Origin of the sequence: Brevibacillus formosus, from assembly GCF_003013405.1 — a bacterium.
Taxonomy (GTDB): Bacteria; Bacillota; Bacilli; order Brevibacillales; family Brevibacillaceae; genus Brevibacillus; species Brevibacillus formosus.
In genome coordinates, this window is record NZ_PXZL01000007.1 from 1 (window position 1) to 17,430 (window position 17,430).

Annotated in this window: 16 protein-coding genes; 1 reads left to right on the forward strand and 15 read right to left on the reverse strand. The window is 49.8% G+C overall.

The features are described from left to right. Positions 1–303 precede the first annotated feature (303 nt). The 14 genes from hisIE to uvrB form a co-directional block, all read right to left on the reverse strand. Positions 304–948 carry a bifunctional phosphoribosyl-AMP cyclohydrolase/phosphoribosyl-ATP diphosphatase HisIE gene (gene hisIE, locus C7R91_RS06790; protein ID WP_047069706.1) on the reverse strand — a complete coding sequence of 215 codons (645 nt, stop codon included), beginning with the start codon at positions 946–948 and terminating at the stop codon, positions 304–306. Continuing rightward, positions 945–1,703: an imidazole glycerol phosphate synthase subunit HisF gene (gene hisF / locus C7R91_RS06795; protein WP_047069707.1), complete on the reverse strand. Its 759-nt coding sequence runs from the start codon at positions 1,701–1,703 to the stop codon at positions 945–947. Before hisF ends, hisIE begins: the two co-directional genes overlap by 4 nt. Then, positions 1,693–2,442, reverse strand: coding sequence for a 1-(5-phosphoribosyl)-5-[(5-phosphoribosylamino)methylideneamino]imidazole-4-carboxamide isomerase (hisA, locus tag C7R91_RS06800; RefSeq protein ID WP_047069708.1), 750 nt, complete (start codon positions 2,440–2,442; stop codon positions 1,693–1,695). Before hisA ends, hisF begins: the two co-directional genes overlap by 11 nt. Further along, positions 2,439–3,053 carry an imidazole glycerol phosphate synthase subunit HisH gene (gene hisH / locus C7R91_RS06805; protein ID WP_047069709.1) on the reverse strand — a complete coding sequence of 205 codons (615 nt, stop codon included), beginning with the start codon at positions 3,051–3,053 and terminating at the stop codon, positions 2,439–2,441. Before hisH ends, hisA begins: the two co-directional genes overlap by 4 nt. A 1-nt stretch (position 3,054) precedes the next feature. After that, entirely contained in the window at positions 3,055–3,654 is a 600-nt protein-coding gene (gene hisB, locus C7R91_RS06810) for an imidazoleglycerol-phosphate dehydratase HisB (protein ID WP_017252226.1), read from the reverse strand. Then, complete coding sequence (hisD, locus tag C7R91_RS06815) at positions 3,651–4,949, reverse strand: histidinol dehydrogenase (RefSeq protein WP_047069710.1); 1,299 nt, start codon at positions 4,947–4,949, stop codon at positions 3,651–3,653. The genes hisB and hisD overlap by 4 nt, the downstream gene beginning before the upstream one ends. Before the next feature lie 19 nt (positions 4,950–4,968). Then, positions 4,969–5,616 (reverse strand): ATP phosphoribosyltransferase, encoded by a 648-nt coding sequence (gene hisG / locus C7R91_RS06820; RefSeq protein WP_047069711.1) that lies wholly within the window; start codon positions 5,614–5,616, stop codon positions 4,969–4,971. 3 nt (positions 5,617–5,619) lie between these two features. Next, entirely contained in the window at positions 5,620–6,795 is a 1,176-nt protein-coding gene (locus C7R91_RS06825) for an ATP phosphoribosyltransferase regulatory subunit (RefSeq protein ID WP_047069712.1), read from the reverse strand. Between the two features lie 181 nt (positions 6,796–6,976). Next, positions 6,977–7,480 carry an acyltransferase gene (locus C7R91_RS06830; RefSeq protein ID WP_047069713.1) on the reverse strand — a complete coding sequence of 168 codons (504 nt, stop codon included), beginning with the start codon at positions 7,478–7,480 and terminating at the stop codon, positions 6,977–6,979. Positions 7,481–7,495: 15 nt separating this feature from the next. Further along, positions 7,496–8,431 (reverse strand): HPr(Ser) kinase/phosphatase, encoded by a 936-nt coding sequence (gene hprK / locus C7R91_RS06835; protein WP_007718288.1) that lies wholly within the window; start codon positions 8,429–8,431, stop codon positions 7,496–7,498. 156 nt (positions 8,432–8,587) lie between these two features. Then, positions 8,588–8,956, reverse strand: coding sequence for a phage holin family protein (locus tag C7R91_RS06840; protein WP_047069714.1), 369 nt, complete (start codon positions 8,954–8,956; stop codon positions 8,588–8,590). Positions 8,957–8,995: 39 nt separating this feature from the next. Next, positions 8,996–9,625 (reverse strand): HD domain-containing protein, encoded by a 630-nt coding sequence (locus tag C7R91_RS06845; RefSeq protein WP_047069715.1) that lies wholly within the window; start codon positions 9,623–9,625, stop codon positions 8,996–8,998. A 66-nt stretch (positions 9,626–9,691) separates the two neighbouring features. After that, positions 9,692–12,559, reverse strand: a complete 2,868-nt coding sequence (gene uvrA / locus C7R91_RS06850) for an excinuclease ABC subunit UvrA (protein ID WP_047069716.1) — start codon at positions 12,557–12,559, stop codon at positions 9,692–9,694. Between the two features lie 15 nt (positions 12,560–12,574). After that, positions 12,575–14,551: an excinuclease ABC subunit UvrB gene (gene uvrB, locus C7R91_RS06855; protein ID WP_047069717.1), complete on the reverse strand. Its 1,977-nt coding sequence runs from the start codon at positions 14,549–14,551 to the stop codon at positions 12,575–12,577. A gap of 181 nt (positions 14,552–14,732) precedes the next feature. On the opposite strand from uvrB, the gene C7R91_RS06860 reads away from it, so the two are divergent. Beyond that, positions 14,733–15,665: a flagellar hook assembly protein FlgD gene (locus tag C7R91_RS06860; protein ID WP_047069718.1), complete on the forward strand. Its 933-nt coding sequence runs from the start codon at positions 14,733–14,735 to the stop codon at positions 15,663–15,665. A 62-nt stretch (positions 15,666–15,727) separates the two neighbouring features. Here the strand turns inward: C7R91_RS06860 and C7R91_RS06865 are convergent, their stop codons facing one another. Continuing rightward, positions 15,728–17,428: a hypothetical protein gene (locus C7R91_RS06865; RefSeq protein ID WP_047069719.1), complete on the reverse strand. Its 1,701-nt coding sequence runs from the start codon at positions 17,426–17,428 to the stop codon at positions 15,728–15,730. Positions 17,429–17,430: the final 2 nt, after the last annotated feature.

The following is a 17,430-nucleotide window of genomic DNA, read 5'->3' on the forward strand; positions in this document are numbered from 1 at the left end:
AGTTTTCAAAGAGCATTTTTTGTCGAACGTTTTACATCTTATCACGTTCGTTGTTTACGAGTCAAGAAGTTTTTTATCGAATCTCGTTTTCTTTTCTCGTATTTTGTCGTCGTTCTTGGCGACAAGGAATAATCTATCACATATAAAAATCTAAATCAAGAGTAATTTTAAAAGTTTTTAATCAAAAAAACGAGAAACAGCTAAAATATCGCGTTACGAAAGGAAAAAGAGCGAGAAAAACATCCCGCTCTTTCTATCAAATATCTCTACTACATTCAGCCTTGAACTACATACCCGTTTCTTTTAACGGCGCCTCTGAAGCTCCATCAACACTTCAGCCAGCGGCAGCTTTTGCTCCCGTAACAGAACCATCAAGTGAAAGATCAGATCAGATGCCTCGTACCGCAGCTCCTCACGACTTCGATTTTTCGCTGCAATAATGACCTCGGCCGCCTCTTCGCCGACCTTTTTCAGTATTTTGTCTACGCCTTTTTCGAACAAGTAGGTGGTGTAGGAGCCTTCCGGGCGCTCTGCCTCCCGCGCAGCAATCAGTTCCTCCAGCTCACTTAAGATCGCAAACCGATCTGCTTGTACTGGTTCTTCATCTGTATCGGTGAGAACTTCCTGTGAGAAACAGCTGTACGCCCCCGTATGACAAGCAGGCCCATTCGGTTCGACCATCACAACCAGTGCATCTCCGTCGCAATCATACCGCATAGAGACAATCCGCTGTGTATGACCCGAGGTCTCACCCTTGTGCCACAATTGTTGTCGGGAACGGCTCCAAAACCATGTTTCTTTGGTGGCCAATGACTTTTGTAGCGATTCTTCATTCATATAAGCAAGCGTCAAGACTGTCTTGCTTCCGGCATCCTGCACGATGACAGGGATCAACCCTTTGTCGTCAAAACGCAATTTTTCCACTGCAAACTCTTCTGCTCCTGTCATGGTCGTACGACAACTCCTTTGGTTTGCAAATACTCTTTCACCGAGTGAATCGACGTCTCGTCATAGTGAAAAATGGAAGCCGCCAGCGCAGCGTCTGCCTTTCCTTGCGTCAGGACATCGTAAAAATGCTCCCTCGAGCCCGCTCCACCAGAAGCAATGACCGGGATTCCGACCGCTTCTGATACCCTCTTGGTCAATTCAAGGCCAAAGCCTTTCTTTTCTCCATCGTCGTCCATGCTGGTCAAAAGGATTTCTCCCGCTCCCAGCGCTTCTGCTTCCTGCGCCCAGTGGATAACGTCCCTCCCCGTCGCATTCCGTCCGCCGTGGGTATACACTTCCCAGCGATTTTCCCCGACACTTCTCGCGTCGATCGCCACGACTATACATTGTGAGCCAAAGATCGTCGCTCCCTCGCGGATCAATTCCGGACGCAAAACAGCCGCTGTATTCAACGAAATTTTGTCCGCACCCGCACGCAAAATCCTTTTCATATCGTCAACGCTGTTAATGCCGCCGCCAACCGTGAAAGGAATCGTAATGTTTGCGGCTGTTTTTTCGATGACATCCACCATCGTCTTGCGCCCTTCGTGGGACGCGGAAATATCGAGAAAGATCAGCTCGTCTGCTCTCTCGTCGCTATATTTTTTTGCCAGTTCAACCGGGTCTCCTGCATCGCGAAGTCCGACGAACTGCACGCCTTTTACCACCCGTCCGTCTTTTACATCGAGACACGGGATGATTCGTTTAGCCAGCATTCGCTTCACGCTCCTCCATACGCTGGAGCGCTTCTTCCAATGTAAAAGCGTCCGTGTAAAGTGCTTTACCAACAATGGCGCCAGAAACTCCGTCCGAAGCATGGGCAGCGAGCGTCAACAAGTCGTCCAGTTGGCTGACACCTCCCGAGGCTATCACTGATTTTCCTGTAGCCATCGCCAACGCTGCAATTTCTTCAACATTAGGCCCTGTCATCGTGCCATCACGGGCGATATCGGTGTAAATAAACGTCTCGGCACCATACGTAACCAACCGCTTGGCAAGCTCTGTCGCTTGGACATCTGTCGTGGTCAACCACCCCCTGGTAGCCACCAGCCCATTCCGGCAGTCCAGACCAATCGCGATTTTGTCCCCATAGTTTTGAAGAATTCGCTTCGTAAAAGGCTCGTCTTCGATAGCGGCAGTCCCGACGATCACTCGCGCGACACCCGCTTCCAAATAGTCCGCGATCTGTTCTTCTGTTCGAATGCCGCCTCCAACCTGCACGGGTACAGGGATCGAGCGCGCTATCTCCTTGATGAGCGCTGCATTTGCAGGCTTGCCTTCCTTTGCCCCGTCCAAATCTACGAGATGAACCCAGGACGCCCCTTGCTCTACCCAGCGCTTCGCCATCGCGAGCGGTGAATCAGCGTACACTGTCTCTTGCCCGTAATCTCCTTGAAAAAGCCGAACACACTTGCCCCCGCGAATATCGATCGCCGGATAAACGATAAAGCTCATGTCAAAACCCCCTCGCATTGAACGGCAAAGTTGCGCAGCAGCAGCATTCCTGTCTCTCCGCTCTTTTCCGGGTGAAACTGCATGCCGTATACGTTGTCACGATTCACAATGGCTGTGACCTCCTGATGATAGTCACTCGTCGCAAGCAAGACATCAGACTGGCACAAGACGTGATACGAATGGACAAAATAGACGTAATCGCCTTCCTGCACACCGTTTAGTAACGGTTGCTTTTGCTTTATTATCAGTTGATTCCAGCCCATGTGCGGTACCTTGTAATCCCCTCGAAAACGAACAACCTCACCACCGAGCAGCCCCAAGCCCGCATTCTCTCCATGCTCCGCACTTTTCTCAAATAAAAGCTGCATTCCGAGACAAATACCCAAGATCGGACGACCTGTTGTTGCATATCCCTTGATCGCTTGCTCTAATCCGAGCTCACGTATGTTGGCAATCGCATCCCCAAACGCCCCGACTCCCGGCAAAATCAACCCACTATATTCTGGCAGGCGCTCTGCTTGAGAAGCGAACTCGTACGAATAGCCCAGCCTTTCCAACGCCTTGCTCAAGCTGTACAAATTCCCCATGCCGTAATCGATGATGCCGATCATGTTACAAAACCCCTTTTGTTGACGGGACCCCTTTTACACGCGGATCGATCGTCGTCGCTTCATCCAGTGCACGGCCCAGCGCTTTGAAAATCGCCTCAATCATGTGGTGCGTATTGTGACCGTAGTGCAGAATCACGTGCAGATTGATCCGCGCCTCCAGTGCGAGCTTCCATAAAAACTCGTGTACCAGCTCCGTCGGAAACTGACCAACCATATTTGTAGGGTACGTAGCGCGATATTCCAGATGAGGGCGGTTGCTGATATCAATGACAACCTGCGCAAGCGCATCATCCATCGGGACAAACGCATTTCCATAACGCTTGATGCCTTTCTTGTCTCCCAACGCTTCCCGCAGAGCATGCCCAAGACAAATCCCGATATCCTCCACCGTGTGGTGATAGTCGATTTCGATATCTCCCTTTGCCTTGACAGTCAGGTCAAAATGTCCGTGTCGGGTAAACAGGTCTAGCATATGATCCAGAAATGGAACACCCGAATTTTGCTTGCTCTCACCCGCGCCGTCTACACCAAAGGAAAGCGCGATCTGCGTCTCATTCGTATTGCGTTCGATCTGTGCTGCACGTTGTTTCCCTTCACTCATCTCTTTTCACTCTCCTGCTCTTCGGTCTCAAAATCTAGCAATCGCGCAAGGATCGCTCGACCGTGCCCAGACAATCCTTCCTGTTCTGCCAGTGCCACAATTTTATGTCCATTTTCCCGCAAATCTCGCTTGCTATAGGAAACAACACTCGACTTCTTGATAAAATCATCGACGGATAATGGCGAAGAAAAACGAGCTGTTCCATTCGTAGGAATCACGTGATTGGTACCGGCAAAATAATCCCCGACTGGCTCTGAGCTGTATGGGCCGAGGAAAATTGCTCCTGCATTTTCCACTTTTCCGAGGTGCTCAAATGGCTCTGCCGTCATGATTTCCAAATGCTCGGGTGCGATACGGTTGATAACGGCAAACCCTTCTTCCAAATCGTCGACGAGTAAAATAGCGCCGTAGTCGCGTATCGCCGCTTCTGCAATCGATTTGCGTGGAAGATCGGCAAGCTGTCGCTCGACTTCCTGTGACACCTGCTCCGCCAGCGCATGCGATGTCGTAACCAATATAGCGGCTGACATCGGATCATGCTCGGCTTGAGACAGCAGGTCTGCCGCGACGTAACGCGGGTTGGCCGTTTCATCTGCGATCACCGCAATTTCACTAGGCCCTGCCACCATGTCGATACTGACCAATCCGAATACTTCTCGCTTCGCTAGCGCCACGAAAATATTACCGGGGCCAACAATTTTATCGACTGCTTTGATTTGCTCCGTCCCGTAGGTCAATGCCGCAATCGCTTGCGCTCCGCCTACCTTGTATATCTCACTTACTCCTGCGATTTGAGCTGCAACGAGTATCGCCGGATTGATTTTCCCATCCTCTCCTGGAGGTGTTGTAATGACTACTTCAGGAACACCTGCAATATTGGCAGGAATGGCATTCATCAATACGCTGGAAGGATAAGCTGCCGTTCCGCCTGGTACATACAAACCTGCGCGCTTCAACGGACGTATCAGTTGGCCAAGCAATGTGCCACTCTCTTTGGTGGTAAACCAGGACTGACGCACTTGCCGCTCATGAAACGCCCGAATATTTTCGGCTGCTTCTTCCAATGCCGCTTTGACTTGTGGAGAAACGAGCTCACTTGCTTCTGCAAACTCACCTTCGCTCACACGGAAGTTTTGAAGAAGCACACGATCAAATCGTTCCGTGTAATAGCGCAGCGCTTCGTCCCCTTGCTGGCGAACCGAAGTGAGGATCGCCTTCACCGCTTCTTGCTGTTCTCTCGTGCCTGCGTCTACCGATCGTTTCCCGTCATACTGGCTGGCTGACATGATACGCATAGCTGTCTCCCCTTTTTCTCTAGTTCCCGCAAGGAATGACCTCTAAAAATTTTCCGGCGATCTCATCCACCGCTTCACTTTTCATCCGATAGCTGGCTCGATTGGCAATCAGCCTCGTCGTAATTTCACAGATGTTCTCCAGTTCGACCAAGCCATTTTCCCGCAATGTCCTACCTGTCGAAACAATATCCACAATACGATCAGCCAGCCCAATCATCGGTGCAAGCTCTACTGAACCATTTAGCTTGATTACCTCAACCTGCTGTCCCTGCTCACGAAAATACCGTGACGCAATCTTCGGATATTTCGTCGCAACACGCAGTGCTTCCGTCGGTTTCCAGTCTGGTAGACCCGCTACCATCATGCGACAATAGCCGATATGCAAATCTAACAGCTCGTAAACATCTCGCTCTTCCTCCAATAAAACATCCTTGCCGACTACGCCAACGTCAGCCACCCCATACTCGACATAAGTAGGGACATCAGTAGGCTTCGCCATAATAAATTCCAGCTTGGCGTTTTCCACAGGGATGATCAGTCTGCGCGAATCTTGTAGATCCGCAGTAACCTGCAGGCCAGCCTGCTGGAGGAAATGGACGGCCTCTTCAAAAATCCGTCCTTTTGGCATGGCGATCGTCAGCTTTTGGTCGTTTTTCGTGAGTGCCATCTCCTACTCCTCCTGTTGTGTCATGCAAATGACCTTGGTATATCCCGCTTCTTGTCCAACCTGTTTCTCATCTATTTTGGAGACGAGACGTGTCACTACTACGAGCCCGTCCTCACGCAATTGCTGTGCTTCTGCCAAAGCGGCGCCGCGGCAATCCTCCGTGTAAACAAGCAAAACTCGCGCAGGTGCTTGCCCTTTTACGAAAGGAGTGACCTGAAGCAGCCGATCCATCTTGATCGCAAAGCCTGTGGCGGATGCAGCCCGCCCAAATTGGGAGAGCAACTGATCGTAGCGTCCTCCGCCCAAAAGCGGGGAGCCCAAGTCTGCCGCGTACCCTTCGAAAACGACGCCTGTGTAGTAGTTCAAATTGATGATCAGATTGAAATCGATCAACAAATCTTCTGTCACCCCGTAGGCTTCTAACGACTCCCACAAGGATGCAATCGTCTCGACTGCCCTCATTGCCTTTCCGTTGCCTGCCAATTCACGGGCTACCTCGATTTTTCCTTTTCCCCCTTGCAGCCGTAGCAAGGCTTCCAATCGACTTTTCGCCTCTGACGGAATGTCTACTGTCGCAAGTAACTGCCGGAAGCCAACGAAGTCCCGCTCGTACAAAAACTGGCGGAATTGATTGCGAATAGGCTCATCTCCAATCTCTTCCTCCAAAAGACCGTCTACGAAATCGACATGCCCAACGGCAATGCGAAACGTCTCCACACCAGCTGCCCGCAAGCAAAACACAGCAAGCGCAATGGCTTCCGCATCCGCATCGACAGACGCATCCCCGATCAGCTCGATCCCAGTTTGAGAAAACTCCGCATTCCGTCCCGCTTCCTTTTCTTGTGCCCGAAACACATTTGCCTGGTAATACAACCGAATCGGATATGGAACATCTTTATAAAGGGAGGAAACAACCCTCGCAATTGGCGTCGTCATATCCGGACGCAAGACTACAGTGTGGCCTTGTTTATCCAGGAGGCGAAACATCCGGTCTGTCAGCGTCGCACTTGCTGCTCCTACCGTATCGAAGTATTCCAGAGAGGGTGTGGATATTTCGTCATAGCCCCATCTCTCGATACACTGCCGCAGCTCCCGCTCCAAATGCCGTTGTTTCGCCAGTGATTCCGGCAGTATGTCCCGCATCCCGAGCGGCTTTTCGAATCCCAACGGCTTTGCCATCTTTGTTCCCTCCATTGCATTTGCTTTACTCTGCTAATATGGTAATAAACTAAAGTGTTATGAAGAAGATTACCACGTCGAGAATCTTAGGTCAACTAAGATAAGAATAGTCGGAAAATTTCACCCAAAACAAAAAAACGCCAGGGTAAACACCTGACGGCTGATCAAAGGGGAAGAGACGCTACATGCCTTCTTCCTCTGAAGCTTTCGTTCGAATGAGCTGCATGGGGTTCCCACCTACAAAGGCACCAGGTGGGACATCTTTATGAACAACCGTTCCCGCTGCGACAATGGCCCCTTTGCCAATCGTTACTCCAGGCAAAATGGTAGTGTTGGCCCCCACCAGGACAGCATCCTCAATAATCACTTCTCCCAAACGATATTCATCTATCAAATATTCATGGGCGAGTATCGTCGTATTGTACCCGATCACGCAATTGCGACCGATCTTGATTTTCTCGGGAAACATGATATCCATCATCACCATCAACGCAACCGCACTATGCTGTCCTACTTCCATACGCAAAAATGTGCGGTACATCCAGTTCTTCCACGAAACGATCGGCGTATATCTGGAGAGTTGGATGACGATAAAATTTTTCATGACTTTCCAGAAGCTTACCGTTCGATACATGTGCCAAAGCGGGTTTACCCCATTTACGGGATAACGTGTTGTCTTCCTCATATGCGCCTCTTTCTCCTACAAGTCAGAATCGGCATCTTCTAGAATGGCATTCGACTGTTTCCGTGTGAAGTGCATCGCTGCGTTGTAACCCATCCGTTTCAAACGGAAATTCATCGCTGCAACCTCAATGATGACTGCCAAATTTCGTCCTGGTCGAACAGGAACGGTAATAATCGGAATTTCCGTATCCATGATCTTCAATGTTTCCTCATCGAGTCCCAACCGCTCGTACATTTTATGAGGCTCCCACAGCTCTAGCTGAACAACCATCTCGATGTTCTTTACATTGCGAACCGCACCTGCACCAAACATCGTCATAATGTTGATAATCCCCACGCCGCGGATTTCCAAGAGATGTTGAATCAGCTCAGGAGCGCTACCGCTTAGCTGCCCGCCCTGTGTCTGCTTAATCTCCACTGCGTCATCTGCTACGAGTCGGTGTCCGCGCTTTACAAGCTCAAGTGCAGCCTCACTCTTCCCGATCCCGCTCGATCCCATAATCAAAACGCCGACACCGTAAATGTCTGTGAGTACCCCATGTATCGTCGTCGTTGGTGCAAGACGATTCTCCAGGAAGTTGGTCACTTTCCCGACTAGCGTAGTCGTTGCCAGCGGGGACTGAAGTACAGGTACCCCCAACCGATTAGAAACGTCAATCATCTCTTCAGGCACCATCTGATTACGGGTCACACAGAAGCAAGGAACCTGACTTTGCATGAGAAAATTCATCCGTTCCAGCCGTTCCTCTGGAGTCAGCGTTTGAAAAAAGTTGATCTCCGTCAAGCCGAACAATTGAATCCGCTCTTCCGCATAATACGAATAGTAACCGGCTAACTGCAGGCCGGGACGACTCAAATCCGTTACGGTAATCTCACGCCCCAAGCCCTCTTCCCCGCTCAAGATCGTCATATTGAAATGGTCCACTAAATGGCTCACATTCGTTTTACGCATGAAGCTTCCCCCTCACAATGGGATTTTCCGTCCCTATGGTTGTGTCTCTATTGTATCGAAACCTTTGTACCTACGACAACCTAATAAGACCGACCATCCTGATTAGGCAAAAACCCCGCGACTCGTTTTAGAGAATACGGGGCTTTTTCGAACATACTATCTCTTTTCTTTCTTCATCCCTACCACAACTTCAATGAGGTAGCCAAAAATACTCATCAGTGCTGCTGCCACGATGACAGTTCCAATGTTGTCAGGCCATGGCCCCACTTCAAATCCATCAATAAAGTAGGCAGTTAACGCAAACGTCACGGCATTAATGACAAACCAGAACAAACCGATTGTCAATACTTGCAAGGGAAAGGTAAAAAACAGCAGAATCGGCCGAATCACTGTGTTCACCATCCCCAAGATCAACGTAGCCCAAAGTGCTACTGTGAAATTCGCGACATAAATGGAATGGAACCAATTGCTGATCAAAAGCAGCGCAGCCCCATTTAAAAGCATTTTGATTATCCAGCGGCTCATGGTGCATTCCCCCTATACAGTCTTGCCTTCACGCAACGATTATCGAATCCCCGTTACTTCCCATTCCCATTGCTCAAAAAACATTGTCATGAATCGATGCCTGTCTTCGGCGATTTGCTGGGCAGTCTTGGTGAAAAGCTTGTCTTTGATGCGTTGCAGCTTCCACGTGTATTCCTTATAAGGTGTATGCTGATTGGGGTTATCCGATTGTATGGGTTGCCCAATAACCCCAGTATAAGCAAAAACCCGAGCCACTCCAATAGCTCCAATCGAATCCAGCTTGTCGGCATCAAACAAGATTTTTTCTTCCAAGGTATGTGGAGGTCGTTCTTTGCGAAAACGATGGGCGAGAATCGCAGACTGCACACGCAAGATGAATGCTTCCGTCATACTGCGTTCAGCGAGCCATTCCCCTGCCAGTCTTGCGCTGATCTCGGCATGGCACTCTCCTGTTTGCCTTTCTTCTGCTCTCCCAATGTCATGCAGCAAAGCAGCGAGGCGCAGCACTTCCATATCTGCCCCTTCCTCGCGACCAATCCGCTCACACATCGCCATCACACGCAAGTTATGCTGCCAATCGTGTGCAGGATCTTGTCCATCAAAACGCTTCTGTGCTTCCACCACTAGCTCGGCAGGTAGTGCGGCAAGAGAATCTTTCACGTAATCCATCTTTTCCTCCCCCTTTGCGTTCACTTAGCAAAGATGCCCCCCTGAATCAGGGAGGCAGTCTCTCGATTACTTCGAAACGAATTGCTCTAGCTTGGCATTCGTCCGTTCTCTATCGCGTTCCAAAATCGGCTTCAAATAGATACCTGTATAGGAGCCTTCCATTTTTGCCACTTCCTCTGGTGTACCTGTTCCGACAATTTCTCCGCCACGGGTACCACCCTCTGGTCCCAAATCCACGATGTAATCCACCGTTTTGATGACATCCAGATTGTGCTCGATGACCAACACCGTATCTCCGTTTTCCACCAATCGTTGCAGCACCTTCAGCAAACGATCGATATCATCTGTATGCAGACCGGTTGTCGGCTCATCCAAAATGTACAAGGTACGTCCTGTGCTGCGTCGATACAGTTCGGAGGCCAGCTTGACGCGCTGTGCTTCCCCGCCAGAGAGCGTGGTAGCAGGCTGCCCAAGCTTCATATATCCCAGCCCTACGTCTACGATGGTCTGCAGCTTGCGCTCAATCTTCGGCAAATTGCGGAAAAACTCTACCCCATCCTCGATCGTCATTTCCAAGACATCAGCAATGCTCTTGCCTTTGTACTTCACATCGAGCGTCTCGCGGTTATAGCGCTTGCCGTGGCAAACTTCGCAAGGCACATACACATCCGGCAAGAAGTGCATCTCGATTTTAATAATCCCGTCACCGCTGCACGCTTCACAACGGCCGCCCTTTACGTTAAAGCTGAAGCGACCTTTTTTATAGCCGCGCACTTTGGCTTCGTTGGTGGAAGCAAACAGGTCGCGAATATCGTCAAAGACACCTGTATATGTTGCCGGATTGGAACGTGGTGTACGTCCAATTGGAGATTGGTCGATGTCGATCACCTTATCCAAATGCTCCAGTCCCAAGATGCGGCGATGCTCCCCTGGCTTCACCTTTGCCTTATTCAAATCGCGAGCCAGTGTCTTTTGCAAAATTTCATTGATCAGTGTACTTTTTCCTGAGCCAGACACACCTGTTACGGCAACGAAAACACCTAAAGGAAGCTTCGCAGTGACGTTTTTCAGGTTGTTTTCCTTTGCGCCCTCAATCTTGATCCATTTGTCCGAAGGCTTGCGACGCTCCATCGGAACAGGAATGAATTTGCGCCCGCTCAAATAGGCCCCGGTCAAGGAGTTAGGGTCCTTCATGACTTCTTCCGGAGTTCCTGCCGCTACAATTTGACCGCCATGTATGCCGGCTCCCGGTCCAATATCAATAATATAATCGCAGGCCATCATCGTATCTTCGTCATGCTCGACGACGATCAATGTATTCCCCAGCTTGGTCATATGCTCCAACGTCTTGATCAGACGCGCATTATCCCGCTGATGCAGTCCGATACTCGGCTCATCCAAAATGTAGAGAACACCCATCAGACTAGAACCGATTTGCGTAGCCAGTCGAATCCGCTGTGCTTCTCCCCCAGACAGTGTTCCTGCCGCACGGCTCAGTGTCAAGTAATCCAGTCCGACATCAATCAAGAAGTTCAATCGCGCCTTGATTTCTTTTACGATCAGGTTCGCGATCTTCGTTTCCCGCTCTGTCAGTTCCAGTCCCTCGACAAACTGATGCGCATCGAGAATCGACAGTGTAGTCAGCTCAGAAATGCTGCGCTCCCCGACCTTTACCGCCAAGCTCTCCTGACGCAAACGTTGACCTTTGCAGACAGGACACGCCTTTTGGCTCATAAATCCTTCGATTTGCTCGCGGATGTAATCCGAGCTCGTCTCCAGATGACGTCGTTGCAGGTTGATGACGACACCCTCGAACGGTACGACCGCCTCGCGCACTTGCCCAAACTCATTCTCATAGCGGAAGTGAATTTTTTCGCCCTCACTGCCGTACATCAAGATTTGTCGGTGCTCTGCCGTAAGCTCCTCATATGGCACATCCATCCGAATGTTAAAGTGGCGGCAAGCTGATTCCAATAATTGTTGATAGTAAGTCGAAGTCTTCGGCTCCCATGCACCAATCGCCCCGTCATTGAGCGTCTTCGTCGCATCAGGAACGACCATATCCGGGTCTACCTCTAGCTTAACACCCAGTCCATCACACTCCGAGCAAGCACCAAATGGGCTGTTAAAGGAGAAAATCCGCGGCTCCAGCTCTCCAATGGAGAAGCCGCATACCGGGCAAGCGTGCTTTTCACTGAACAGCAGCTCTTCTTGCTCCATCACATCGACGATGACCTTGCCATCTGCTAAACGAAGTGCCGTTTCCAAGGAGTCTGCGAGACGCGCCTGTACATCCGGCTTCACGACGATCCGGTCAACGACAACCTCAATGTTATGTTTCTTGTTCTTTTCCAGCTTGATGTCCTCGGACAGATCGGTAATTTCACCGTTGACCCGCACGCGAACGAAGCCTTGCTTGCGGATGTCCTCGAGCAGCTTGACATGCTCTCCCTTGCGACCTTGCACCATAGGCGCGAGAATCTGCATTTTCGTGCGCTCAGGATACTCCATCAGGCGATCGACCATTTGTTCAATGGTCTGGGATTGAATCTCGATACCATGCTCCGGGCAAACCGCTCTACCTACACGCGCATACAAAAGGCGCAGATAGTCGTAGATTTCCGTAACCGTACCTACCGTGGAACGCGGATTGCGGCTCGTCGTTTTCTGGTCAATCGAGATCGCAGGGGAAAGTCCCTCAATCGAATCCACGTCCGGCTTGTCCATTTGCCCAAGAAATTGACGGGCGTATGCGGACAAAGACTCGACATAGCGTCGTTGTCCCTCTGCGTAAATCGTATCAAAAGCGAGCGAGGACTTACCCGAGCCAGACAAACCCGTCAGAACGACGAATTTGTCCCTCGGAATGACTACATCAACATTTTTTAAATTGTGGGCACGTGCACCCTTTACGACAATATGTTCTAATGGCATGAAAAAAACCTCTCCTTAGAGTTCCGCCTTCAGCTCAAGAATCAAATCACGCAATTCGGCCGCACGCTCGAACATGAGGTTGCGTGCCGCTTCCTTCATTTCTTCTTCCATACGTTCTATGACAGCCACGCGATCCTTCTTCGACATTTTTTTGAAGTCTGCATGTGGCAAGTAATCTGCTTTTTCCTCCGCTACCTTGGTCGCCTCGATCACTTCGCGGACGGACTTTTTCACGGTTTGCGGCGTGATGCCGTGCTTTTCATTGTAAGCCATCTGAATGGAACGACGACGCTCTGTCTCTCGAATCGCAGATGCCATCGAATCTGTCATTTTGTCCGCGTACATAATAACGCGTCCCTCAGCGTTCCGCGCAGCCCGACCGATCGTCTGAATCAGCGAGCGCTCATTGCGCAGGAAGCCTTCCTTGTCTGCATCCAAAATCGCCACGAGCGATACCTCCGGCAAGTCTAGACCTTCCCGCAAGAGGTTGATCCCGACCAGCACGTCAAACTCACCCAAACGCAACGAACGTAAAATCTGCATCCGCTCAATCGTTTTAATATCCGAGTGAAGATAGCGGACCTTGATTCCGATTTCTTTCAGATAGTCCGTCAAATCCTCAGACATTTTCTTCGTCAGAGTCGTGACCAGAACACGCTCATTTTTCGCAATCGTGGCTTGAATTTCGCCAATCAGATCGTCAATCTGTCCTTTGATCGGACGTACCGTTACCGTCGGATCAATCAAGCCTGTCGGACGAATCACCTGTTGCACCATTTCTGGGCTGTGCTCCAGCTCATATGGACCAGGCGTAGCTGAAATGTAGATCGCTTGTTTCAGCTTTCCTTCAAACTCCTCGAACTTGAGTGGACGGTTATCGCGTGCAGAAGGCAGACGGAATCCGTGATCGACCAGTACATCCTTCCGCGCGCGGTCACCGTTATACATCCCCCGAACCTGCGGCAAGGTCATATGCGACTCATCCATCATGACGATAAAATCATCTGGGAAGTAATCCAGCAAGGTATACGGAGCGTGCCCCGCAGGAAGTCCTGTCAGATGGCGCGAGTAGTTTTCGATCCCGGAGCAGAAGCCCATCTCCAGCATCATCTCAATATCGTACCGTGTGCGTTGCTCCAGTCGCTGTGCCTCCAAGAGCTTGCCCGCATCACGGAATTCTTTCAGTCTTTCTTCCAGCTCGGCCTCGATGCTTTGGACAGCCAGCTTCATTTTCTCCTCGCGCGTAACGTAGTGGGAGGCAGGGAAAATGGCAATGTGATCACGCTGTCCCAAAATCTCTCCGGTCAGTACGTCAATCGAAGTAATCCGTTCAATTTCATCTCCGAAAAACTCTACGCGAATCGCCTGCTCACTCTGTGAGGCAGGAAAAATCTCCACCACGTCACCCCGCACGCGGAACGTACCACGTGTAAAGTTGATATCGTTGCGTGTGTATTGGATATCGACCAGACGATGCAAAATCTCGTCTCGTCCTTTTTCCATGCCAACGCGCAAAGACAAGAGCAGTTCACGGTACTCTTCCGGCGAACCCAATCCGTAAATGCAGGAGACGGAGGCAACGATGATCACATCTCGGCGTTCAAACAGCGCACTGGTAGCCGAGTGACGGAGCTTGTCGATCTCGTCGTTGATGCTCGAGTCTTTTTCAATAAACGTATCCGATTGGGGAATGTATGCCTCGGGTTGATAGTAATCGTAGTAACTGACGAAGTATTCCACCGCATTGTTCGGGAAAAACTCCTTAAACTCTGCACAAAGCTGAGCTGCCAGAGTTTTGTTATGTGCCATCACGAGTGTTGGCCTGTTCACCTGAGCAATTACTTGGGCAGCCGTATAAGTCTTTCCCGTTCCCGTCGCACCAAGCAATGTCTGGTGTCGCTTGCCAGCCTTTAACCCTGCCACCAGCTCGGCAATGGCGGTCGGCTGGTCACCGGACGGTTGAAACTCCGATACCAATTCAAAACGCTCCATTCCCTCGTTCATCTCCTCATAGCATGACTGTTTCTACTTCCATTATAACACAATTCCGGCTAGTTTAAGCCCAAAATTCGAACAAATGTTTGTCTTCATCTTTCCGCCGATTTTACCGATATAAGATGAAGAAAGTACAAACATAACGCAGATAGACTCGCCACCTTCAGGGAGGATTGACATGTCAGATACCGGAACAACCGTCAAAAATAACCCTTATATACAACCGCATATGAGCTATAAAGGCAAAAAGGAGTTCACCACGGAGCTCGACCAAAATGCCTTTATGAAGCTCATGCTGGAGCAGCTAAAGCATCAAGACCCTATGTCCCCCATGGACAACTCTCAGTTCATCCAGCAGACAAGTATGCTGACTATGGTAGAAAAAATCACAAAAATGACCACGCTGATGGAGCAATCGAACAACAGCATGGTCACTTTGGAAAAGTATGAAAAGCTGGTAGGTCGCACTGCCTCTTATTCCCTTACTACCAAGGACGAGATGACGGGAGAAACCAAGACGGAGAAGAAAGAAGGCGTACTTGATGCCGTCTACATGGATCAAGGCAAAATCTACTTCCGTATCGCAGGCGAATCGACACCGATTCCACTGGCAGACGTCTCCGGACTGGAATCGCAAGGTCTGGCTGGCAATACGCTCGATAACAGCGTGAAGTACATGGAAATGATCGGTCGAGAGATTTCCTATAAAGTAACCAAGGAAGTCGACCGGGATGGCAATCCAGATACCACTCACGACGTTTCCAAGGTTGATGAAATCTTGAATGGCGTCATCACTGGCTTTACCACCAAAAACGGTACCGCACAATTCCAACTGGATAATGGATCAACTGTAAAAGCCGAAGAAATCGTAGGCATGACAGTGAAACCTGAAAACAGAACAATGGGCAACTCGCTTGCCTACGCGCAAATGATCGGCTACAACATCACGTACAACCAGTCTTCAACGAATCCGGACGGCACCACTACCAATACTCCTCTTACCGGAGTGGTCAAAGCTGTCAGCATGAAAAACGGAGTAGTCGAATTCGTCCTTCAGGATGATAAGAAAGTCGCTCTCAATCAAATCACAGGATTCGAAGCAACTGCCTAGAATCCTATACAAAAAGCCGCACATCTTCGAATCGAAGAAGGCGGCTTTTCTTTTGCAGGGTCCTATTCGTTTACGATCACTTTTCCGGTTATCGCATCCACATAAAACGTATCATCTACTTTAAATTCTCCCCCGCAGAAGCAATGCGGGCGAGTTTGGCGAAACGAAAGGTCATAGCCAAGCTTCCACGTAATCGTGTTTTTCTTATGATCTGTCTGGTGAATGTAGGTCAACTCAAGTGGATAGGTTTGCAGTAATCGGGTCATGGCCACTTGTTCTTTAAGGGCTTGGGAACCGGCCGGGTATTTGACACTGACCGGTTTGTTTATTCTCACCTGCTCCCATGTCCCCGTCCATGAATCGATCCGAATCGTATACATCCCGTCCTCCGCACTTTGATTGATCCCATAAACCGGAATCCCGTTCACAATGGGATCAGCTATGATCGAGGTGTACCTTTCATCTCCATCCTCCGTTATTTGGAACTGATTGCTTCCAGACGGAGTCAATCTGTTCAAAAGCTTATCCGCTTTCACTCGATCCCGCTTCTTATCCGTTTTCACATTAGACCATTGCGGATTGTTTACCTTCGTGGAAAATTCAAGAAATTCACCAGTCCTCGCATCTGTCACGAGGAGATGATGCTGCTCGCCGTTACTGCTTCCCTCAGGAAAGGTAGCCATTCGAGATATTTTGTCAGCATCGGGAACCCCCTCACCAAAATTTCCCCATATGAAATAACGAAGGGCTGGACCATCATCGTAACTCGCCTCGTAGATGGACAGCGGCAGCTTTTCTGTTTCGAGTTTAAACAACATGCGTAACAAATCACGCGCTTGCGTTTCTGTTTGCGCAACCCACTTCTCACCTGTTCCATTCACATTGATGGTCTGAGACGGGCTCGTTGTCGCTCTTGAATTCGTTGTTACCAATCGGTTGCCACTGAAGGCATCCAATGCACTACCTGTATATTGTTGGGTTATGATTCCATTTTTCAGGACATAGGCAAGCTTTGCTTCCACCTGATCGCTATGATTATGAATAGGCAATAAATAAACAAGCTCCAATGGACGGCTTTCTTGCCACTTTCGTACAGCTTGTTCCGCGGAGATGACGCGCTGCGTAGATGGGAGTGAAGAAGGACTTACTTTTTCGTATAACCTGCCATCAAACGTGGAAAACCAAACGATTCTTCCTGATGTATCAAAACTGACGAGACAGTCATAATCGTCATCAAGCACTACATTATTTAGGACTCGCACCAGTCGAACCGTCAATAGGTCCTTATTTTTATAAACCTCTCTCGCCTGATAGGTGTTACCTGTACCAGTTCCCTGCAAACCAGCGACAAAAGCCAACGCACGTGCTTTGGCTTGCTGCTCATTCGGGTACGCAGGCTTTGTTGCTGCTTTCGGGGTAAGATTCAGTCTGAGAAGCTCCCCTGTCTGTCCGTCAAAAATCGCATCATCCATGGACGACTCAGCCTCAGCAGCAGACTGCGCAAAAGTGACCGCCACCCCGCTAACACCAGGTCCATCCACATCTCCACCGTAAACGACATAGCGCGAAGACAATTCCGGTACAAGCTTGACTAGCTTTTGGACACCTTTCGTCACATGCATCGGCACAGCTACAACCGATTGAGCCTGCGCTACGGTCACAGGACTCATTGCGCCTGCTCCTGATAATGGTGCAGCAAAAACCGTGGCAGCAGCTAATGTACCCGACAAAAACCATGAGACTGTTCTTTTTACTTTGAACACCG